Source organism: Brevibacillus laterosporus (genome assembly GCF_030489605.1).
GTDB lineage: Bacteria > Bacillota > Bacilli > Brevibacillales > Brevibacillaceae > Brevibacillus_B > Brevibacillus_B laterosporus_E.
Genome location: NZ_JAUKFY010000014.1, coordinates 68,189 through 89,363 on the forward strand (window position 1 = coordinate 68,189; position 21,175 = coordinate 89,363).

The following is a 21,175-nucleotide window of genomic DNA, read 5'->3' on the forward strand; positions in this document are numbered from 1 at the left end:
ATGCACAAGCAGGCAGCCCCTCCTTTATGGAAAGTCTGCCTTATCCTGTTTCTTTTTTTATTATAAGCGATTATTTACGATTTGGAGTCAGGTCTGCATAATTGTTCATCATTCGCTCATGCATACCGTTTGGACCATGACAGCTTTCATACATAGATTGAATCTGTGCGTCTGTCATTTGCGGGTGCATTTGTTTCATCAATGGACGCATCTGTTCAAATTCCTTCTGCTTTTGATCAGGTGTTACCTGTGACGCGCCTGCATACACGCCTGTTGCGATACCCAAGACGGCAACCAACGATGCTAGAGAAAAAATTATTTTTTTCATATCTGCTCCTCCTTTTTTTCTTAGCTTACAAAAAAGAAATGAGGAACTGATGTATTAAATATAAAGAAGTTATGAAGGGCATAATATACGCATATAAATTACACCTGACAGGAAAAAAACAACATTAAAGTTAGACGCTTGACAAAAGTAAGCAATGACATTATTATACTTATAATTAGTAAGTTACTAACCATTATCTGAAAGGAGCAACACAAAAGTGGCAAACAAACAACAGCTTGGCGCACTCATTCTTCGTGTTGTACTAGGTCTAACCTTCTTGCTGCACGGTCTTGATAAATTCCAGGGAGGCATTGAAAACATTGTAGGATTTTTCGAAAGCATCGGTCTACCTGGTTTCCTAGCGTATGTAGTTGGAACTATCGAATTAGTAGGAGGTATCCTATTAATTTTAGGGCTAGGAACTCGTATCATTTCATTCTTACTCATGGTCATTATGGTAGGAGCTACCCTAAAAGTTAAATTGGCGGCTGGTTTCATCGGCGGCTATGAATTGGACCTTGCTCTCTTCGCAATGGCGCTATATCTTGCATTGAGTGGTAGCAGAATGGCAGCAGTAGATAGCCTGCTTCCTTATGGAAAAAAAGAAACAGCGTAACGTACAGTATGAATTAACGCTTTTCCATGCATAAGAAACCATTTCTTTCTACACGCAAAAGCCTGGAGTTATATGCTCCAGGCTTTTGTAATGAATATTAGTTTATTTTATCTGCCTTAGGCTCGTGCTTTATACAGCAGGTAGAGGAAGTAGGGCCCCCCTAAAATCGCAATGACGATTCCCACAGGAAGCTCAGCCGGCGAGAACACGGTCTTGGCAATAAAATCTGATACCAAAACCAAGAGCATCCCCATCAAAGCTGACACAGGCAATATACGTCTGTGATGATTCCCTACCAATGCTTTAGCAATATGCGGCGCCATCAATCCAACGAACCCAATACTGCCCGACACTGATACACATGCACTAATGATCCCTACACAAGCTAGCATGAGCACCATTTTTTCTTTCTCGGTGGATACACCAAGCCCTCTAACGCTGTTTTCATCTAGCTGCAATAGATTTAAAACGCTGGCTTTTTGAAATAATATCGGGATAAACAAGATAAACCAAGGGAGCATAGCCAAAATATAAATCCAGTTAGCACTCCATATACTGCCTGTCATCCACACGGTTGCCATCTCAAAATCCTTTGCGTTCATGCGTAAAGAAAGATAGAGCGTAAAGGCCCCCAGACCCGTTCCAACTGCAATTCCAACCAGAATAAGCCGTTGTGGGTCTAGTTTCCCCTTTTGCCAAGCGAATAGAAAGATAAGGAAAGCAGAGAGTAAACCACCCACTAGACCGAACAAAGGCATGGCTAGTGTTGTTAATAACCCCTCGTTACCCATTTTCCCCTCAAACATAAAGATAAACAGTACAATTGCTGCACCTGCACCCGCATTGATGCCCAATATTCCAGGATCAGCAAGTCCATTTCGGGTAATTGCTTGAACAACGGTACCGGCAAGTCCTAGCCCCATGCCAACAAGGGCCGCAATCACAATCCGCGGTAAACGAAATTCAAAGATAACCAGATCATGCTCGGGTTTAGGATTATTGCGTAGCAATGTATTTATAACATCTTGTAGCGTCATATCAAACTCGCCGTTTGTAACACTAATATAAATAGCCAGCAATGCAAGGCAAATACTTGCTGCTGTGACTGTCCAAAATCGAGCAGTCGATGTCTTAGCAAATACACGCAATTGCTTTTTGTTAGGAACCATGTTTTTCTCCCCCTTTTTTAACAATCAAATAGAGGAAGAATGGAATACCAAACAGTGAAGTAACTACTCCGATTGGCGTTTCAAAAGGGTAATTCATAAACCGGCTTAGGATATCAGAAAATAGCAAAAACATTCCACCAATTACTGCTGAGCACGGTACGATCCACCGATAATCTATCCCCACCAGAAAGCGGGCAATATGGGGAACAATTAATCCAACAAATCCTATTTTGCCTACCAAAGCAACAGATATACCGGTCAAAATGACAACAGTCAGCATCGTCAACCCTTTAATCAGAGCTGTACGCTGGCCCAAATTGACTGCTATCTCCTCGCCCAATGACAGAATCGTAATCGATTTAGATAAAAATAACGCCAGTAAAATGCCTACGATTGCAAATGGAAGGGCTAATTTGATCAAGCCTGGATCAATTTGGTGTAATCGAGCGTTATACCAAAAGCTGAGATTCTGCGATATTTGAAAATAAGTGGATAAGGCTTGCGACATGCTACTTAAGACTGTTCCGATAACTGTCCCGATTATAGCTAATCTGACTGGAGTCATACCATTGGGCAACAGGGATGCAAACCCCAATACAATTCCTACTCCTAACGCAGAACCAATTAGAGAATACATGATCATTTGTAGGGAGGACGTATCTGGCATAAAGATCATACACACCGTAATAGCAAACGCTGATCCGTCAGATACCCCCATAATGGAAGGAGATGCCAGAAAGTTTCTGGTCATCCCCTGCATCAAAGCTCCCGACATCGCTAAGAAGGCACCAATCAATAGTGCTCCTACAGCTCTTGGCAATCTGGAATGCATGATAATCTGATGATCTGCATTACCAGAATCAAAATGAAAGATAGCATCCTGAATTGTACTAAGCTCTATGTTTTTAGCTCCAAAGACAATGGACAGTGCCATCAAGATCACAATAAAAATTGGCGATGTCAACAAAATGGCAACTGGTACTGATTTCTTCACTCTCATTACACTCTTCTCGCCTTTTTATCTACTTGGACAGCTTTTCTACCGCAGCTTTCAAGAAGTTAATTTTGCTCCATGCTGTACCACCTTGTGCTAGTGGATCTACTACATTCACGTAAACATGTCCATTTTTCACGGCGTTAATGCTTTGCCAGATTGGATTTTTCTCTAGATCCTCTAAAGATTTAGGTTGGTCCTTGTTTTCATCAGGTGAAAATTGGACAAAAATATAATCTGGATTCATCGCGTTGAATTTTTCCAATGACATAGCCTCTTGCGCTTTTGCCGCCTTAACTTCCTCTGGTGCTGTAAAACCTAATTCCGCATATAAGGATGGGTTAAAGAAAACCTTCTCTGGATAGATATTGATGGTACCTTGACGCAGGCGTATCGCTACTACCTTTTTATCCTTCAGCTTATCTCCCAAAGAAGCTTTTGCTTTTTCTAGATCTTCTTTATATTTTTTCAGTACATCCTCAGCTTCTGCTTGTTTTCCTGTTAATTCAGCTAGTAAGCGTAAATTAGCCTCCCAGTTGCTTGAGATATGAGAAACAGGGAAAGTTGGAGCGATTTTCTCGAATTTACTATATACTTCTGGCTTAAATTTAGACGAACCTAGGATCACGTCTGGTTTTAATTTAAGCATGGTCTCCAGGTTTGGTTGCATTTTTTCACCAATGGATTCCGATGCGCCTGTAATACTTTTATAAATATCCGGGAATTTACCGCCTACACTAATCGCACCTACTGGCTCTACACCTAAAACCACAGCGTCTTCCATAGACTCCATGCTACCTGTAATGACAATGCGATCTGTCTTAGCTGGAACTTTATATTCTTGATCAAGATACGTAATCGTTCTTGTTTCACCTGTTGCTGATTCTGATGCTTTTTGACTATCACTGCTGTTAGCTGTCGGATTGGCAGGTGCCGTTATCTCTGTTTTCCCGCCGCAAGCCGTTACCATAAGAGCCAGTATGACTACTAGACCTATTCCTAGAAACTTACGTTTATTCATGTTTATAATGTCCCCTCTCGATAAGACAATCCGAAATGTTTGATAACAATTCTCATTTACGATTATAGAGGAGTAGACTCTGCTCGACCATGAACGATTTCCGGAATCAATATGGACGATTTCCAGAAAAGAGACGATAGACATCCTCGATTAAACGCTCATGGGCTAACGGAGAGTAATCACGCCAAGGATTTGAAAAGATTTCATGGACATGGTTTAAACGCACCGCTCTAATTTTTTGCCATTCTGGTCTTATTTGGAGTTGTTTCCAGTAATGTAGCGTCTCTGACTCGGGGCAGGCAAGTACCAATATATGATCAGGATCATACTCTGCCAGCTTTTGTAGCGTTATCTTTTCATCAATTCCCTCATTATTCAGCGGATGAGCGGGAATCATTTGCAAATCGCCATAAAATACCTGAGTCATACTGGGATTGCTGTATACGTATATATTTTGTTTTAGTAGACGGATAATCAGAAAGGTATCGTTTTTTACTACTCTGCTGATTTCCTCTCTGATCATCTTCACCTTGCGATCGTAGGCTGTAAGCCATCTATCTGCATCCCGAGACACTTGTAAAAGCTCGGCTGTTTGCAGAAATTGTGCTCTCCAATCTGTATCACTCCATGAGACATAGCTCACTGATCCTGCCTGCTCCAGCTTTGCCTTCTCTTTTCCTTCCAGTTGATCGATGCTGATAATAAGATCGAGATTGATTTGCTCTAAGACCTCAATATTGCTTTCCCATTTGTAATTGACACGGTACGCACTTAAGTGAACAGGTATTTCAGTGCGGTATTTTTCATAGTAGATGGACGACCATTTTGGATGGAGAGGTGCGGCATAAGGAATCACCTGCAATGCCAGTACATAGCCAAGAAGCCGGTGACTATATATAGCTACCTTTTTCTGACGTTGCTTCATGTATGCGGTGGGAGAAACACCAACCTCCTGCTTAAACTTGCGGCTAAAGTAAAATTCGTCGTTGTAGCCAATTTGATGAGCAACGTCCTTTAAGCGAACCTGCGGCCTGCTCATAAATTGCTTTGCTTGATTCATCCTCACCTTTGTTACATATTCAATTGCCCCGATTCCATACGTCTTTTTAAACAGCTCTCCAAAATACTTTGAGCTTACTCCCGCCATTTTCGCTAAATCGTCTAAGCAAAGGTTTTTATTAAAATGAGTATCGATGTAGGTTTTGGCTTTAGCAATAGCAGTTTTCGAGTCCTCAGAGCCGATGCCCTTATTGTTCATAAGTGCATGAATAAACTGCAGAAAAGAGATTTGCCCCAAAAAACGGTCCATTGGCTTCTGGCTTTTCCATTGCTTTTCGATCGTTTGGCACAGCATTGTCGGTTGAGAGATTGTATGCGATACTTGCCCTCCTTTCCCGAAAGGTTCTTTATCACGCACAGGCTTCAAATGTCCCCTTCGCTTTCCTGATTCCTGATAGACATGAAAATAAATCACATAACAATAGGTTTCTACCTCTGAAGTTAATTCAAGCCCAAGCGTTTGACCTGGTGTACATACATAGACACCATCCTTTAATAGTGGGTGAGCTTGTTCATCAATTAGGACATGACCCTGTCCTTGAAGAACGATAAGCAAAACATACGAGGAGGTCATCTGGTGAATCAATGGAACTGGTTTATACTGACTCCCCTTAAGCAGTTCTATCTCTTTTAGCTTAAATTGGCATTGATCTATTTCGATAGCAGATTCAGCAGAAAACGGATGTTGCTGTTGTTGATCTGACATATATGTCGCCACTTTCTTGTTTTGTGATATAGATTCATTGATAACTATTCTCAATAAATCTGAGTTATTTGTAGTATAGCAAAGCTAGTTACATATTTGAAACCAATTAACATACTATATCGTCTTGTATCATATACATATTTTTTACATAAATTACTAATTAACCAAATAATAACTTTTAGATATGGAGTGGTTCCTATGAAAAATTCTGGATATCTTGTGCTTAGCTCAGTGTTAGCCATAGGGTTATTAACAGGCTGTGGAAATACTGGTTTAACAAGCTCCCAGCCGGTACAAGGAGAAACCGCACCTCAGAAGAATACGCCTCAGAAGAATCAACCAACTGTCGAACAAGACGCTGTAAAACAAATGCAGGATATTGCCTCACAAGCAAAAGAGCCTGCAGAATTAATCACCTACTTGGATAAGGCGATCAAAAGCGTAAAAAGTGAAACTGCCGATCGGCTATTCGTTATTTTAGATGATTATTACGCCACTCACTTGATTGGATTGAACGAAAGCTTTTCCAAGTTATTAGCAGAGAATAACAATGCCCAAAAGCTATATGAAATTGGATTCCCTGTAGATGTGACGAAGATTCAAGATGAGCCTTTAAAAAAATACGTGCAGGATAAATTTGCTGGCAAACTAGCCTTAACAGATAACGAAGGGGATTTGTTTTGGGCGGTAGATTATGATGCTTTAAAGCAATACTCCCGCTACCTCACTGACGACATGAAGTCATATCTGGAGCTACAATGGGACGAATATAATAAACCTATCTCAAGAGATGGCAGTTTAATTATCTCACGTCAAGAGCTTGGAGAACGCATCGTAAAAGTAGAAAAGTATCTGACCACATATAAGAACGGAATCAAGAAAACAGATGTTAGGAATCTATATCAAACCTATTTGCAAGAATATCTCAGCAACTATCGCTACGATGCCATTGATGAAAAAACCATGAAGCTGTTGCCAGAAGTAAAGAAGGCGTACGAGCAATTCATAAAAGCTCACAGCGATACGAAGACGACAAACATCATTGCAGATTACCTGCAGACTATAAATCAAAATAAGGACGTCATTTACGATCACGGAAAAGCAGGAGAGAGTATCATCGGTGACGCTAAGCCAGACATCTCCAAGTTTTGGGGATCATTACCTCAAAGGGTTGAGCAGGTATTCGGCGCATAACAAAACAGGCTGAAGGAGCCTTTTCACGTCCTTCAGCCTTGTTTTATGATATAAAAATGATTGGTTATGGTGTGTGTGTTTGATTTTCGTTCATACAGATAGAAAAATATAATCGGTAGGATGCATACAAAGTTACAGTAGCCTGATCCATCCCTATACCCCTCTATCCTACTTTCACTGCCTCTACAAAATTAGTGTAATAGGTTGCTCCACCGCCCAGATCGGTTAGTGCTTCTGAGGTTGTTACATTCACATTCTTTTGCCATAAATTAATCGGGGTAACCAGCACACCGGCTCCTACTTTTTCACTAATTTTGACCGGGAGAACAATCTCCCCACGATCGTTGTATACTTTCACCTGATCGCCTTCTGCAATCCCTCGGGAAAGCGCGTCCTGAGGATTCATATAGAGGACTGGTTCTTTTTCCCGTTTTTTTAGTGTCTCTACATTTCCAAAGCTGGAATTTAAGAAATGCTTTGATTTCACCGTCAAAAAGTGCAAAGGATATTGCTTAAGGCCCTCTGCCTTTTGCTCAAGCGGCGTGTAGTTAACTAACGGCTCCAAGCCTAGCTCTTTCATCTGTGGAGCCAGTGCTTCGATCTTTTTACTCGGTGTTAAAAAACCATGCTGAAACGGAAAGAAATGATCTCCTTCAAATGATATTTTCTGATATTTCTTTTTTTTAAGCGTCTCATACGTGATTCCGTTAAGAAACGGATGGGTAGAATCCAATGCCTGCCTAATTAAATCGTCATCGCTATCTGTAAAGCAGTCTTCTGTATACCCCATCGCCTTGGCTAGCAAACGGAAGGTCTCCGTATTAGATTTGGCTTCTCCTAATGGTGCAATAGCAGGCTCGTTTAACTGTACATATAAATGCCAGTAGGATGTGTGAATATCTAAATGCTCCAGAGTTGTAGTCGCAGGCAAGATAATATCTGCATATCGGCAGGTTTTTGTCATATGTTGCTCATGGACTACCGTAAATAAATCATCCCGGAGTAGCCCCTCTGTAACCTTATTAGCATCAGGAGTCACTAAAGCTGGATTGCTGTTATAGACATAAAGAGCCTTTACGGGATTGTCTTGCTGTAAGAGAGCAGAGCCTAATTGCGCACAGTTTATTTCCCGCGGATTTCCTTCATACATATCTGTTCGATACAGATTCTCGTAATTGATTCCGACATCCATATTGGCAAGCAAAAAGCCTCCGCCTAGCTCCTGCCAGGCTCCTGTTAATGCTGGAAGTACCGCCAATGTACGAATGATTTCTCCCCCAGTCGTATGACGCTGCGGACCAAATCCGCAACGGATAAGGGAAGCCTTGGTGCTTGCATATAATTGGGTAAATTCAATGATCTCCTGCTCGGAAAGCCCCGTAATGCTGGCTACATGGGCTGGTGTATATGGTTTTACTCGCTCTTTTAGCTCATCAAAGCCTTGTAGATAGCTGTCAATGTATGCGTGGTCGAGCTGATCATTATGAATTAATACATGCATCATACCCAGAGCAAGTGCGCTATCGGTTCCTGGTTTAATTTGCAAATGGATATCTGCCTTTTCTGCCGTCTCATGCCTATAAGGATCAATGACCACCAAAACAGCGCCGTTCCTCCGTGCTTCCTCCATAATCGGGAACTGATGAACGTTTGTATGAAGCGTATTGGTGCCCCATGCGATAATCAAGCGAGAATGTACCATATCCTCTGGATCGACACCCAGTCGGGTTCCATAAACAGAGTGTAGAGCCGCTGAGGCAGCAGATGCGCATAAGGTGCGAGCCAAACGAGAAGCACCCATTTTACCAAAAAAGCGTCGATCCATACTGCCGTAGTTAATCAGCCCCATAGTACCTGCATAGCTATAAGGTAAGACAGCCTCAGCTCCATTTTGACGAATGGTTTCCTTAAATTTATCGGTAATGAGCTGGATGGCTTCCTCCCACGAAATTCGTTCAAACAGCCCTTCTCCTTTTTTACCTGTTCTTTTCATTGGATATAAAATCCGCTCTGGATGATACACCCGCTCTAAATAATTATTTACCTTGATGCACAGAAAGCCCTTGGTTACAGGGTGTTCTTTGTTGCCGCGAATTTTCACTGCTTTTCCTGATTCATCGACAGTCACTGTCATGCTACAGGTGTCCCAGCAATCGTGGGGGCAGATATTGGTATGCTCTTTTGTCATGGCTTCTCTCCTCCTTACTCTTTCTCTTTTCGACTATTTTTCATCTTATTTACAGACTTTTGTATCTATACTATAATGATTGAATAATCTTTACCTTTCAAAAATTAACCTTTAAAAATAATACAAAGGATATAAAATCAGGCTATAGTGCTCCTTCCTTCTACGACAAATGGATATTAGGGGCACTGCTCTCCTGATTTTTTTACTATGCCAATGAAAAATTCTATCTATCTAAGACGCAAATGGAAGCTACTTGTACAGATGGGAATCAGTCATTTACCTCTTCCTTACCTAGCTACTGCCTTAAAAAACCTGGAGAGTCTTGGCTTCACCTTTTCCCACCGATTGATTGAACGGTTGCAAACCCTATCTGTCGAAGAATTTACTGCATTCTTTCAGCAGCTAGAGAAGGACATAAAGCAACTGGTCGGAGCTCATGTACAATATCGTCCGATGTATCGAAATTTTCCCCAGCAGCTAATGGAAGCAAGCCAAGCAAGCTTATATGTGAACGCCATTATCCACTATCTCACCCTTTCTCTTCCGATTGATGAAGCAAAGAAACGACTTCCCTTGATTGATCATCATCAGTTAACTGTAATTGAACTTGGAAATGAAGGGGAATTAGAGCAAATCTTCTGGAATCTCGTCCAGTCCAAAACCTCCCTTTCCGAAACTGACAAGGATGATCTCAGCTTCTTTATACAAGAATATCAGGTTTTGGATAAACTTGTGCAGTTAGATATTCCATTAAAAGAAAATATTGCGCTACTAACTGGCTTACTATTCACATCCAGTAAATTATCACCTCCCTTTTTTTCCAAACATATCAAGACAGCAACAGATGTTTTACGGGTAGCTACAGCCTTATCTGGCGGTGATATCAGTCTATCCAGCGCTACGCCCTTTCGTAAATTTACACGTGCCCAAAGACGTTTTATCTTGGGGCTGTTAGAGAATTGTCATGCCCTGGAAGAAGATATGCTGCGCTATAAAAACCGTTGGATTCGATTAGGGGAAATTTTGCACCCTTCGGAATACAAGCTACGTTTCCCACGGTGCGCCGATGCTTTTTATCTGATTCGTAACAATCAAAAAATCGAGACATTTAACAGTAAGGTAGAGCAAGCTCTATTACACCGACATCTATCAGAGGCAATCGAGCTACTTTCCACTAGACCAGGGGAGCTGGCACGCCGTCTTGATCACATCATACGTCTCAGCGTAGATTGGCAGCCAATCACCCATGCTTTTAAAAAGGTAGTAGATCAGGTTTCTTCTCCTGTATTGCTCCAGATGATGACACATTTTGCAAACCGTCACATTCCGCAAGCCGTCCGTACATTTTTCCCGAAAGGAAATGCAGCCAAAGTTCAAGTGAGTGCTGACACACTGACTCCTTTTCCTAAGGAAATCGGTGATTCAATCATATCCATCTGTCAAAAGGAACTCATGCAGCGTTTTTCCCACTTGCCGCCGCTGGGCTATGTATATGTCGATGAACGATTGCGCAATTACAATGTCCCCTTCTCCCAACGCTCAGCTCAGAAGGCTCTCCGTACAATTACGCGAGGTTCTAAGCTTGATTTACCGGCAGGAAACACCGTCCGCTTTTTTACCTGGTGGAGAGAAGGGATTGTGAATCAAGTCCCGACAGATCGAGTAGATGTTGATTTATCTGCTGTGATGTATGATCACAACTGGAATGATTTAGAACACATTTCCTATACAAATCTAGTCTCATCTTCCATTAAGGCCTGCCATAGTGGTGATATCACTGCTGCTCCACAAGGTGCCTGCGAGTTCATTGATATCGATTTAGCTGCTGCGGCAAAAGCAGGGGCTCGTTATATTTCCATGTCTTTGCATTCCTTTACCAGTCATCCTTACTGTGATCTCCCCGAATGCTTTGCTGGCTGGATGATGCGGCAGCACCCTAATTCTGGTGAAATTTTCGAACCGGCTACCGTGCAAAATAAGATCGATATCACCGCTGATACAACCATTTGCATTCCTGTTATGATTGATATAGAGGCTCGTCAGGTCATCTGGACCGATTTAGCTCTTACTTTTGAACCTACCTATGCCAATAACGTTGAAAATAATCGAAACAGCATGCTGCTCATGGGAAAAGCCATGACAAATCTGATTAAGCCTAATTTATACGACCTGTTTGTATTGCATGCCTTAGCCAGAGGAACGCTTGTTGATCATCCTGATCGTGCTCAATCCGTCTTTTCTGTAAATAGCGGAATAACACCCTATGACACCGAAAAAATCATGTCTGATTATTTATAGCACATGCATTCAGATGCCGTAGTCACAGGACCGTCATTTGACACATACGATATATTGATGTAATTTGTAATTCGCAGACTATATATAGTGTATATAACCACATTACAGGAGCATTTTCTCTTACTTTATGAGGGAATGCTTCTTACATTTTGAATTCATTTGCACTACCTTCTACCATTAACAAGCTAATTTTTAACTTTCACATCAGGTTTTTTACATTACAGGAGGCTTTTTTCATGCTTATAATGAAACGCGATGGTCGTCAGGAAATCTTTCAGCCAGAAAAGATAATCACAACAATAACTCAGGCATGCTTGCCCGCGACAGGTACAGTAAACGTGGCCCTTAGTGAGGAGATTGCCCAGTGTATTCAGGAACATCTTACACAGCAACCGCTAACCGCAGAGCGACAGCTTCCTTACATAAATCCGGTATCTACACAGACGATACACGAGTTAATTATTGCACAGTTATGTGAAAAAGATCACAATGATATTGCTGATTCCTTTGCCGCCTACCGTCAACAACGTGATCGCCTTCGACTGAAGCAAAGCGAGTTATACAGCATCAGCGAGGCTGTCATCGGCCTTAAGGATATGGACTTACTTCGAGAAAATGCAAATGTTAACGGAGAATCGTTCAGCGGGAAAATGAGCAAAATGGGCTCTGAATACGCGAAATGGCATGTGAAACAATATGTATTGCCCAGCAAGCTCCGTGAAGCAATCGATCACAATTATGTCTACGTGCATGATTTGGACCAATATGCAATTGGCACAACTAACTGCATTTTCATTCCTTTTGATCGCCTGCTAGCTGAAGGCTTTAATACTGGAAACGGGTCGGTTCGCACCCCGCAAAGCATTATGACAGCAATGGCTCTAGTTGCCATTATCTTTCAATCCCAGCAAAATAGTCAATTCGGCGGTGTTTCTGCTAACAAGATTGACTGGGACCTAGCCCCTTACGTCCGGAAATCCTTCGTCAAGCATCTTAAAAAAGGGCTTCATTATTTTAACGAGGGTGCCCGGCTTGCTTTATCTGATGATCTACTTTATATGGATAACCAAAAACTAAAGCAGGATCTCCCCAAAAGCTTTACTTATGCCTTTGAAGAGACTGTTGCAGAGACCTATCAGGCAGCGGAATCTCTCATCCATAATCTAAATACGATGAGCAGCCGAGCCGGGGGACAAATTCCTTTTACCTCGCTTAATTATGGTATGTGTACTTCCACGGAAGGACGTCTGGTCTCACATGCGCTATTGGAGGCGACAAGCAATGGGTTGGGAAATGGAGAAACCCCGATTTTCCCGCAGCATATTTTTCAATGTAAAACAGGGATTAATCAATCTGAGGGCGATCCAAACTATGATTTGTTCCAAAAAGCAATAGAATGCTCCAGTAAGCGCCTTTATCCGAATTTCGTCAATGTGGACGCTACGTTTAATCTCATCTACTACCGTGAGGATGATCCGAACACAATTATTGCTACAATGGGCTGCCGGACAAGATCCATATCGGATCGTTTTGGACGGAATTATAGTAGCGGAAAGGGAAATCTCTCATTTAATACGATTAATCTTGTAAAATTGGGAATCGAATACGGGATTTGTCAAAACCAACGCGATCAGGCAGACATTACCGGCTTCTATAACGCCCTACAAAGCTATATGAATGTAGCTATCAGCGGCTTGATTCATCGTTTTGGCATCCAAGCAAAACAGCCGGCCAAAGCTTCGGATTTCATGATGCGCGAGGGTGTCTGGGAGGGCGGTAAGGATTTGCATCCCGATCAGGAGGTAGCTGATTTAATTAAGCATGGCAGCTTGGCTGTCGGCTTTATCGGACTAGCGGAATGCATGCATGCTCTTTATGGCAAGCACCATGGAGAAGATGCAGAGGTATACCAGCGTGCGCTCTCTGTTATTTCCTTCATGCGCCAATACTGCGATGACATGAGCGAAAAATATAACCTAAACATTACCTTATTTGCTACTCCCGCTGAAGGTCTATCAGGCAAATTTACCAAGGCTGATCAAAAAAACTATGGGAAGCTTGCGGGAATTACTGACCGGGAATATTATACGAATTCCTTTCACATTCCTGTCTACTATCCGCTATCAGCTTTCCAAAAAATTAAGCTTGAAGCACCTTTTCACGAGTTATGCAACGCCGGGGCGATTACTTATATTGAGCTAGACGGAAATGCCCGGCAAAACACAGTAGCTTTCCAGCAGATTGTTCAGTACGCATTAAGAAGCAACGTAGGTTATTTCTCGATTAATCATCCATTGGATCGCTGCCCAAGCTGCGGCTATGAAGGAATTATCGGCACGGAATGCCCAAACTGTGGATGTTCAGAAGACTCCGTTCATTTCCAACGTCTGCGCCGTGTAACAGGTTATATTACAGGTGATTATACACAACGTTTTAATTCCGCAAAACAAGCTGAGGTTCTGGATCGGGTGAAGCACCAGTGAGTCAATCCATGCATATCTGCGAATATCGCAAGGAAAGTATTAACGAAGGCATTGGGTTACGGGCGGTCGTGTTTATAAGCGGCTGCCGTCACGCATGCCAAGGATGCTTTAATCCAGAATCGTGGGACTTCAGCTACGGAGAACCTTTTACAGAATCGAACCAGCAAGAGGTGATTCAGGAGATTTCTGATAATCCATTATTACATGGCCTGACCTTATGCGGAGGAGACCCATTTTTCTCCTCCACTGCCTGTTCCGCCTTTATCACTAGCTTTCGCCGAGCTTGTCCGGATAAAACAATCTGGGCATATACTGGATTTACTTTTGAGGCATTGCTCCTGCTAGATGAACAACGTCAGCTATTGGAGCTATGTGATGTCATTATTGACGGCAAATTTAAAGCTGAACAAAAAGACACCTCCCTGCGGTTTCGCGGAAGTCGTAATCAGCGCATCATTGATGTGAGGAAAAGTCTTGCAATAGGCTCCGTTATCGAATGGACGGAATAGCAATATTTAAATCTGTACCTTTTACCTCCTTTAGTATTATCCTGATAGAAAGCGATTGTAATAATCTACCAAGGAGGTAACTGTGTATGGCTATATATACCATCCAGCCAAAGCGCTCGACTCTGCATGGCTCCTTCAGCAGAGAGGCTTCCCCTATCCTGACAATACAATCTGGTGACACTGTTCGCTTTGAGACGCTTGATGCGGATTGGAACGCAAGCCCGAAACAGATAGACGGCAGAAGAGTAGAATTTTGTACTCGTAGGCATCCTCAGGATAGCGGACATGCCCTGATTGGTCCCTTGTACATTGCCGAGGCCATGGCTGGACAAAGCTTAGCAATACATATTAATGAATTACGCGTGGGCACATGGGGCTGGAGTGAAGGTGGCGGATTTGCCAGCGCCGTAAATAACCGTCTGGGAATGCAGGAAAAGGAAGGGTATCGTTTAGTCTGGGAGTTAGATGCGACAAACCTGATCGGAATTAGCGATAAAGGACATAAAATTCGCCTTCAGCCATTTATGGGAGTAATGGGTATGCCGCCAGACGAGCCAGGTATCCATTCTACTATTCCTCCTCGCTACTGTGGCGGCAACATAGATTGTAAAGAGCTAATCCCCGGGAGTACGCTATATTTACCCATCCCTGTAGATGGCGGGCTCTTTTCAGTAGGAGATGGGCATGCTGTCCAAGGTGACGGTGAAGTATCCGGACTTGCCATAGAATGCCCAATGGAGCTGGTTGACCTCACTTTTACAGTAGAAGATCGAGCGCTGTCCTTCCCACGAGCACAAACACCAACTAGTAAAATCACATTTGGAGTCCATAAAGATTTGCACGAAGCCTCTATGATCGCATTAGAGGGCATGATTGATTGGATGCAGGAGCTATATGGCTATGAACGAAAGGAAGCCTTAAATCTGGCCAGCCTGCTTGTTGATTTACGCATAACCCAGTTGGTTAACGAGGTTGTGGGAGTACATGCAGTGCTAGACGAGGATAAACTTCTGATATAAATAAAAACAGAAGGGAACATGGACGAAATCATTTCTACTGCTCTCGATAAAACAAGGGTGCCAACCAGAAGTCAGCACCCTTTTCCCTTTTTATACGTTGAACAAAAATCTTCTCCAGCAGTCAATAAAGCTTCCTATCCGCTTTACTACAGCTAATAAGAAACCCTTCCCTGTCCACACAGCAGCAATTCTTTACCTGCTACTTATGCATTTTGTTTGCTCCCACTAGAATTACTCAAGAACGCCTTCATCATCATAGGTGTCACAATTGTCGTAATCAATACTACAACTACAATAACCGCAAACATATCACTGCTTAGCATTTGAGATTCAAGGCCCATTGCTGCGATGATTAGTGCTACTTCTCCACGTGATACCATAGCTGCACCAACACCAAGGGAGCTTCTCCACTTAAAGCCTGCTAATCTGGCTCCAACCGCAGAGCCGATCAGCTTTGTTAGGATCGCTACCACACTCAAGCCTAGGATTAGCCATATGTTCTGCGTGATTCCCATAAATTGAGCCGTTACCCCAATCGAGGTAAAAAATACAGGAACGAAAATCGAGTAACTGATCGTTTCTACCTTTTCAAACACTTCATGCTTATGTTTCGTTAAACTGATAGCAACACCTGCAATATAAGCACCAATAATACCGGCAACACCTGCATACTCAGCTACGTAAGCATACACGAAACAAATGATGAGACCTGCTGAAATCACTGCTTCTGAAACACGAAGCGGGGCAAATTTGTTTAACACCCATGGAACCACTTTCCATGCTAAAAGGATAGCTATGACAAAAAATGCTATCTTTTTCAAGACTACTTCTCCCAAATTGATGTCTCCACCAGCAAAGCTCATAACAAAAGCCAGAGCAATAATAACAAGTACGTCATCAATGACAGCAGCCCCTAGAATTGTTGTTCCTTCTCGTGATTTTAATTTCCCCATTTCTTTTAATGTTTGAACGGAAATACTCACGCTTGTTGCAGAAAGTAACAGACCGAGGAAAATAGATTCAATTGCAGATAGCTGTAAGTAAATACCTACTAGATAGCCACATGCGAAAGGAAAAATAATTCCGGCAACACCTACAAATGTTGAGGCCTTACCAGTGCGTTTGAATTCCTCTGTATCGGTTTCAAGTCCGGCAATAAACATCAATAAGATAACACCTATTTGACTCAATTCCTGAAGAATGTCTGTATTCGTGACTACGCCAAGTACAGTCGGCCCTAGTACGATACCAATAAGGAGCTTTCCTAATACGGAGGGCTGACCTAATTTAGCACTGATGTCTCCAGCAATTTTTGAAGCTAGCAAGATGATTGCTAATTGAAAAACAAGCATAGTTCTCCACCTCTTTTATGTTTATATCTTGAGCACACGAAGGGAAAAAAATACGAAAGGAGCCCATCGACCGTAGCTAAAAAAAGACATAGCAAAGCTGCGGTGGCAGGCTCCTCCAAAAAACAGATATGCTGTTTATTTAACACATTTTTGTTTCCCAATTGAGGTATACGGACTATTTTAAAAAAGGTTTCAAAATTAACTCCATTTCCAAAATGTGAAATATGTTTTATTTTAGCTGTCAATCTTCGAATCAGAGTACATCATTATTCTCTACAAAAAGAAAAAACCTGACAAAACACAGAAGCTGCAGCCTGTATTCTGCCCGGTTCTTGGATCGATTTTTATTCTATTCATGAAAAGCGGCAGGCTTCCTCTGTTCTTTTAGGCGGGTTCCCCCAACATAAAAGATAATGCTAAAAAGAGATAAAAGAGCTAAAAATAGGAACATCGTAAGTCCGTTAAAATGTGACAGAATCATCCCCGACACTCCCGGTCCGATAAATGAGCCTAGTGCGGTAAAGCTAACTGCCCCAAAATAAGTTCCTCGAATATGATCAGGCGTAATCTCATCAATGATCGTATATTCAGCAGGTATCAAAAATATTTCACCTATAGTAAAAATGATCATTGAAATTAAAAATGATGTAAGGCTCAGCGAGAAAGCAAAACCAATGATGCCCGCACAAAATAATGAAGTTCCTACTACAATCGATTGCAAGGAGGTCCTTTTTTCCATAAGACGCAAAATGGGAACACTCAGCATAATGATAACAATCGCATGGGCAGACCATAAGACTCCTAAGAATGCAATGGCACTCTTTACATCTGCGTAAAAATATTGAGAAAGAGTCACGGAAAATTGTCCATGAACGGTGGTCGCCAACAATCCTCCCAGGAGGAATAAAAACAAAATTTTATCTCTGCCCATTGCTTTCATCGACGCTCGAAAGGTCACCTTCTCCTGCTGTGCAGAAATAGAAGTAACCTTATATTTTGCAAACAATAGATGTAATAGCAAACCGTAGAATAGAAAAACAGCACAGGAAATATAGAAGGGAAGCGTGCTAGTTGCTTGTAAGCCTAGGACTGTACCTACTATGGGACCAATAGCTAATCCCAAATTTCCACAAAAGTATTTCATTGAAAAGGCGCGAAGCCTTTTCCCACTCTCGGTAAGGTCAGCTATTAATGCCTTAGAACAGGGCTCAAAAAACGACAGCGTAAAACCTCTGCCTATTGTTACTAGCATTAGTATGACAGGAAATTCATGGAATGTTAATCCGATTAACATGATAGCTGAGAAAATAAGGGATGCCATCATGACCTTTTTCCTTCCGATTAAATCTGACAAACTTCCTCCTAAAAATCCGCCAAACATCGCTGCCAATGAACTAGAACCAATCAAAAAACCGATCTGAGTAATAGAAAGATTAGTATGCTCCCCTAAGTAAATGGCAAAATAGGGAATAATCATCCCGTTCCCAATGTTCATTAATACGGAGCCTATTAAAATGAGCTTTACAACAGGATGGAACTCCTTCCATGCTTGCAGCATTAATCATTCTCCTTTATATAGGAAAGCAATCTATCCTGGATAGTCGCAATCTGCTGTATACGAAGACTATAGTTAATTACTCTCTCACTTGAATGATGGGCACGAATCAGACCTGCGCACCGAAGCAGACTTAGATGATAATGAAGATTACTTTTTGCTAATTGCGTTATTTCAGTTAGCTCCTTAAATGTTCGAGGCTTCGCATGCAAACTTTTTAAAATAAGAATCCGGTTTTCATCCGACAAGCTGTTAAACATTGTAATCGTTCTTCTGGAGATATACGGCGAGTTCCTTTGTAGCTCTATTGGATAGAGGCAGGTTACAAATCCTTTATAATAGTCGACCACACTCAAAGGTGCGTAATGATATTGAGGTACCAACAATAGCTTTTGAATACGTTCCGATTCAATTCGTATGCCATTCGTGCTGTGTTCCACAATATCAACAGGGTCCAGATCCTGTATGAGCTTCCTTTTTTCATTTGCATCATTTTCAAGCGCTTCTAGGATAGAAGGGTCGATATGCTTGAAATATTGCTCATTCCATTCGGTAAAGAGATACACAAGATGCTGATGTAAATCAACTATATCCATCGGAATGACATCTACCCACGGTCGCATACAGTCATACATTTCAACTGTAGATAGCTGTGCAAACCACTTAATAAAATTCTCCGGTGTCCGTTCCCCCGGGCATTTATGTATCAGCAGGCTAAACCGATGAAGAATCTCCATTCGCTTATCTTTTAATGCTTCCTTAAAGATAGGCTGTAGCTTTTGGTCTACCTCCTTCTTCCAATCAGACCCTAAATCATATATCTTTAACCGATCCTTATTTACGTAATAATACAGACTTGTAACAAACTCATATACAGGTGAATAGTCGACTTCCAAATTGTACATGCTGTCCTCATCCTTTTTAGTTCTACTTTTTTAGAACAAATTTAGTTCTAATTTTATAGAACGGATTGTATGTTGTCAATATTTTAAAAATTGTTGTATTTGTGTAGTCTTCCTAAACGGCAGAAAGGAAATTACAATAGCTTCTTTTCCATGAAAAATATAAAAGAAGCCCCCTACTAGATAGAGACAATCTAATAGGGGGCCGTCATCCGAAATATAGATTACGCAGTAACCGACAAGCTCCAGAATTGGCCTTGCATATTGATTTTACCTGTCACTGTTGGAGCGCCTTTCTTGTGAAAGATAACCGTATCCCGATCACGTTTCATGGAGTATCCTTTTATATTAATCCCGAATACCTGCTTCACTTCTACACTCGCATTCATACTTATTTGCTTATTTGATATTTTTTTACACTTCTTCTCGTTTTCCGGCGTAATTGCAGGCATTAAGTTCAGAGAGGAAACATGAACCACTTTGCCTGTGTTGGTACCTACCTCTATCATAGAAGTCGTTCCCTGAAAGGACAGGGTATCATTTTTACCATTTATACTCCGATATACACGAATCCACTGCTGGGGATTCGTTTTCCTTGTCCCTGAATAATTTTTCATTGCCTGTTGGGCAGCCTGCACCATTTTAGGGTTCACTTGTTTAAAGTCATATTGGATCGTAATGCTTGCCAATTTGTCATTTTCATAAGTAACGTTGATATCATTTCCCTCGATTGACGTCATTACTCCATTAGAAGGCAGGTTGCCCATGACTCGGCTAACCTTATGAAATGCAATCGGGCGCTTAGGCTCCGCTTTTTTCAATTCAGCAAGAGCCTTATTCTTATAGGAAGGGCTAATTGCATCTAGTTCTTTAACAGTTAGATAGAGGATGGCGCTATAGAGTTTGCCTGTTTTTTGATTAAAGACAACCTGACCTTTTGCTTTGCCAGACTTAGGATAAATAAAGATCTGTCCATCAATTCCATCCTCTACACCGTATAATTCAACATCTTTTCCAGCTAGTTTTTTCATTGCATTCTTAGCTAATTCAACTGTTTTCGCATCCAAATTAGCGATCGTCTTACTGTATCTTTGCTCTTGGTCCATCACCGATAATCCTGCTTCAACAGTCAAAGCAGGCATGGATGTCACCAGCATCCCGGAGATAGTCAAAGCAGTGACGATTGTTTTATAGGATTTCATTTTTGTCTTCCCCCAAGTTGTTTTTCCTTCGTATAAGATGTTATTGGTAGCATAAAATGTTTTTAGAATTTCTGGCTACGGTAAGGGTTAATTCCTTTTTCCATTCTTCCAGTGCTTGTTTCCCATTATCGCTTCATAGACATCCCATTGAAAGCCTTCCTAAAATCATCCATGACAAATTCCCGCATGAGAGGCTCGTCTTCCACTTATAAAATACTGCTTTTCATTTTTTAAAACAGCTCAGTTGCCATTCAATTACTATTCTAGTATAGCCCGAGGGAGAAGGGGAATGACTTACCGATTAATCGCATATATTTTAAGCTTGTTATTGATTTTACTAATCAGGCTTCCCCATCACCGATCCTAATGCCCTGATCATTTATAAACAGGCTCTTTTCCTTTTGCCCGCGTATTGAAGGTTACTGCAGTGTCATGCTTTTATCGTAAGAATTATTTCACTCATGACAAAGAAAGCGAGAAACTCCACAACCCCGCTTTCATTAGACAGAGCCGAAGTATCATTTGGAAACGCGCTCTGTTTTTGTTTATTTCAGGAATCCTTTTATGCCTCTGCAGCTGG

At 41.7% G+C, this 21,175-nt stretch carries 16 protein-coding genes; 6 read left to right on the forward strand and 10 right to left on the reverse strand.

Annotated elements, in window-relative coordinates; all coding sequences use genetic code 11:
* Window positions 1-70 precede the first annotated feature (70 nt).
* Entirely contained in the window at window positions 71-328 is a 258-nt protein-coding gene (locus tag QZ995_RS15585; protein WP_301808631.1) for a hypothetical protein, read from the reverse strand.
* A 217-nt stretch (window positions 329-545) separates the two neighbouring features.
* Between QZ995_RS15585 and QZ995_RS15590 the strand changes: the two genes are divergently transcribed.
* Window positions 546-944: a DoxX family protein gene (locus QZ995_RS15590; RefSeq protein ID WP_301808633.1), complete on the forward strand. Its 399-nt coding sequence runs from the start codon at window positions 546-548 to the stop codon at window positions 942-944.
* A 116-nt stretch (window positions 945-1,060) separates the two neighbouring features.
* Here the strand turns inward: QZ995_RS15590 and QZ995_RS15595 are convergent, their stop codons facing one another.
* The 4 genes from QZ995_RS15595 to QZ995_RS15610 all read right to left on the reverse strand — a co-directional run bounded on the left by QZ995_RS15595 (window position 1,061) and on the right by QZ995_RS15610 (window position 5,893).
* Window positions 1,061-2,113 (reverse strand): FecCD family ABC transporter permease, encoded by a 1,053-nt coding sequence (locus tag QZ995_RS15595; RefSeq protein WP_301808635.1) that lies wholly within the window; start codon window positions 2,111-2,113, stop codon window positions 1,061-1,063.
* A complete protein-coding gene (locus QZ995_RS15600) occupies window positions 2,103-3,113 on the reverse strand; it encodes a FecCD family ABC transporter permease (protein WP_301808636.1) in 1,011 nt (336 codons plus the stop codon). Before QZ995_RS15600 ends, QZ995_RS15595 begins: the two co-directional genes overlap by 11 nt.
* A gap of 22 nt (window positions 3,114-3,135) precedes the next feature.
* Window positions 3,136-4,128: an iron-hydroxamate ABC transporter substrate-binding protein gene (locus QZ995_RS15605; RefSeq protein WP_301808637.1), complete on the reverse strand. Its 993-nt coding sequence runs from the start codon at window positions 4,126-4,128 to the stop codon at window positions 3,136-3,138.
* Window positions 4,129-4,234: 106 nt separating this feature from the next.
* Window positions 4,235-5,893, reverse strand: coding sequence for an AraC family transcriptional regulator (locus QZ995_RS15610; protein ID WP_301808639.1), 1,659 nt, complete (start codon window positions 5,891-5,893; stop codon window positions 4,235-4,237).
* Window positions 5,894-6,091: 198 nt separating this feature from the next.
* Between QZ995_RS15610 and QZ995_RS15615 the strand changes: the two genes are divergently transcribed.
* Window positions 6,092-7,087: a hypothetical protein gene (locus QZ995_RS15615; protein ID WP_301808642.1), complete on the forward strand. Its 996-nt coding sequence runs from the start codon at window positions 6,092-6,094 to the stop codon at window positions 7,085-7,087.
* 163 nt (window positions 7,088-7,250) lie between these two features.
* On the opposite strand, the gene QZ995_RS15620 is transcribed toward QZ995_RS15615, so the two are convergent.
* Window positions 7,251-9,275 carry a molybdopterin-containing oxidoreductase family protein gene (locus QZ995_RS15620; protein ID WP_301808645.1) on the reverse strand — a complete coding sequence of 675 codons (2,025 nt, stop codon included), beginning with the start codon at window positions 9,273-9,275 and terminating at the stop codon, window positions 7,251-7,253.
* A 213-nt stretch (window positions 9,276-9,488) separates the two neighbouring features.
* On the opposite strand from QZ995_RS15620, the gene QZ995_RS15625 reads away from it, so the two are divergent.
* The 4 genes from QZ995_RS15625 to QZ995_RS15640 all read left to right on the forward strand — a co-directional run bounded on the left by QZ995_RS15625 (window position 9,489) and on the right by QZ995_RS15640 (window position 15,584).
* Window positions 9,489-11,573, forward strand: coding sequence for a TerD family protein (locus tag QZ995_RS15625; RefSeq protein WP_301808710.1), 2,085 nt, complete (start codon window positions 9,489-9,491; stop codon window positions 11,571-11,573).
* A 236-nt stretch (window positions 11,574-11,809) separates the two neighbouring features.
* Window positions 11,810-14,056 (forward strand): anaerobic ribonucleoside triphosphate reductase, encoded by a 2,247-nt coding sequence (locus QZ995_RS15630; protein ID WP_301808647.1) that lies wholly within the window; start codon window positions 11,810-11,812, stop codon window positions 14,054-14,056.
* Between the two features lie 8 nt (window positions 14,057-14,064).
* The gene (nrdG, locus tag QZ995_RS15635) at window positions 14,065-14,565 is read left to right on the forward strand and encodes an anaerobic ribonucleoside-triphosphate reductase activating protein (protein WP_301808711.1); all 501 of its coding nucleotides are present in this window, start codon (window positions 14,065-14,067) and stop codon (window positions 14,563-14,565) included.
* 86 nt (window positions 14,566-14,651) lie between these two features.
* A complete protein-coding gene (locus QZ995_RS15640; protein ID WP_301808650.1) occupies window positions 14,652-15,584 on the forward strand; it encodes an acetamidase/formamidase family protein in 933 nt (310 codons plus the stop codon).
* Between the two features lie 203 nt (window positions 15,585-15,787).
* On the opposite strand, the gene QZ995_RS15645 is transcribed toward QZ995_RS15640, so the two are convergent.
* The 4 genes from QZ995_RS15645 to QZ995_RS15660 all read right to left on the reverse strand — a co-directional run bounded on the left by QZ995_RS15645 (window position 15,788) and on the right by QZ995_RS15660 (window position 20,595).
* Complete coding sequence (locus tag QZ995_RS15645; protein WP_301808653.1) at window positions 15,788-16,936, reverse strand: cation:proton antiporter; 1,149 nt, start codon at window positions 16,934-16,936, stop codon at window positions 15,788-15,790.
* A gap of 349 nt (window positions 16,937-17,285) precedes the next feature.
* On the reverse strand, window positions 17,286-18,494 hold the full coding sequence (locus QZ995_RS15650) for an MDR family MFS transporter (protein WP_301808656.1): 1,209 nt from the start codon (window positions 18,492-18,494) through the stop codon (window positions 17,286-17,288).
* A complete protein-coding gene (locus QZ995_RS15655) occupies window positions 18,494-19,396 on the reverse strand; it encodes an ArsR/SmtB family transcription factor (protein WP_301808658.1) in 903 nt (300 codons plus the stop codon). The genes QZ995_RS15650 and QZ995_RS15655 overlap by 1 nt, the downstream gene beginning before the upstream one ends.
* A 221-nt stretch (window positions 19,397-19,617) precedes the next feature.
* Window positions 19,618-20,595 carry a hypothetical protein gene (locus tag QZ995_RS15660; protein ID WP_301808659.1) on the reverse strand — a complete coding sequence of 326 codons (978 nt, stop codon included), beginning with the start codon at window positions 20,593-20,595 and terminating at the stop codon, window positions 19,618-19,620.
* Window positions 20,596-21,175: the final 580 nt, after the last annotated feature.

Bases quoted from the DNA above. Each gene is read 5' to 3' on its own strand.
- QZ995_RS15610 (WP_301808639.1), bottom strand. From the start codon at position 5,893: ATGTCAGATCAACAACAGCAACATCCGTTTTCTGCTGAATCTGCTATC.
- QZ995_RS15615 (WP_301808642.1), top strand. From the start codon at position 6,092: ATGAAAAATTCTGGATATCTTGTGCTTAGCTCAGTGTTAGCCATAGGG.
- QZ995_RS15620 (WP_301808645.1), bottom strand. From the start codon at position 9,275: ATGACAAAAGAGCATACCAATATCTGCCCCCACGATTGCTGGGACACC.
- QZ995_RS15650 (WP_301808656.1), bottom strand. From the start codon at position 18,494: ATGCTGCAAGCATGGAAGGAGTTCCATCCTGTTGTAAAGCTCATTTTA.
- QZ995_RS15660 (WP_301808659.1), bottom strand. From the start codon at position 20,595: ATGAAATCCTATAAAACAATCGTCACTGCTTTGACTATCTCCGGGATG.
- nrdG (WP_301808711.1), top strand. From the start codon at position 14,065: ATGCATATCTGCGAATATCGCAAGGAAAGTATTAACGAAGGCATTGGG.
- QZ995_RS15605 (WP_301808637.1), bottom strand. From the start codon at position 4,128: ATGAATAAACGTAAGTTTCTAGGAATAGGTCTAGTAGTCATACTGGCT.
- QZ995_RS15625 (WP_301808710.1), top strand. From the start codon at position 9,489: ATGAAAAATTCTATCTATCTAAGACGCAAATGGAAGCTACTTGTACAG.
- QZ995_RS15585 (WP_301808631.1), bottom strand. From the start codon at position 328: ATGAAAAAAATAATTTTTTCTCTAGCATCGTTGGTTGCCGTCTTGGGT.
- QZ995_RS15630 (WP_301808647.1), top strand. From the start codon at position 11,810: ATGCTTATAATGAAACGCGATGGTCGTCAGGAAATCTTTCAGCCAGAA.
- QZ995_RS15655 (WP_301808658.1), bottom strand. From the start codon at position 19,396: ATGTACAATTTGGAAGTCGACTATTCACCTGTATATGAGTTTGTTACA.
- QZ995_RS15595 (WP_301808635.1), bottom strand. From the start codon at position 2,113: ATGGTTCCTAACAAAAAGCAATTGCGTGTATTTGCTAAGACATCGACT.
- QZ995_RS15600 (WP_301808636.1), bottom strand. From the start codon at position 3,113: ATGAGAGTGAAGAAATCAGTACCAGTTGCCATTTTGTTGACATCGCCA.
- QZ995_RS15645 (WP_301808653.1), bottom strand. From the start codon at position 16,936: ATGCTTGTTTTTCAATTAGCAATCATCTTGCTAGCTTCAAAAATTGCT.
- QZ995_RS15640 (WP_301808650.1), top strand. From the start codon at position 14,652: ATGGCTATATATACCATCCAGCCAAAGCGCTCGACTCTGCATGGCTCC.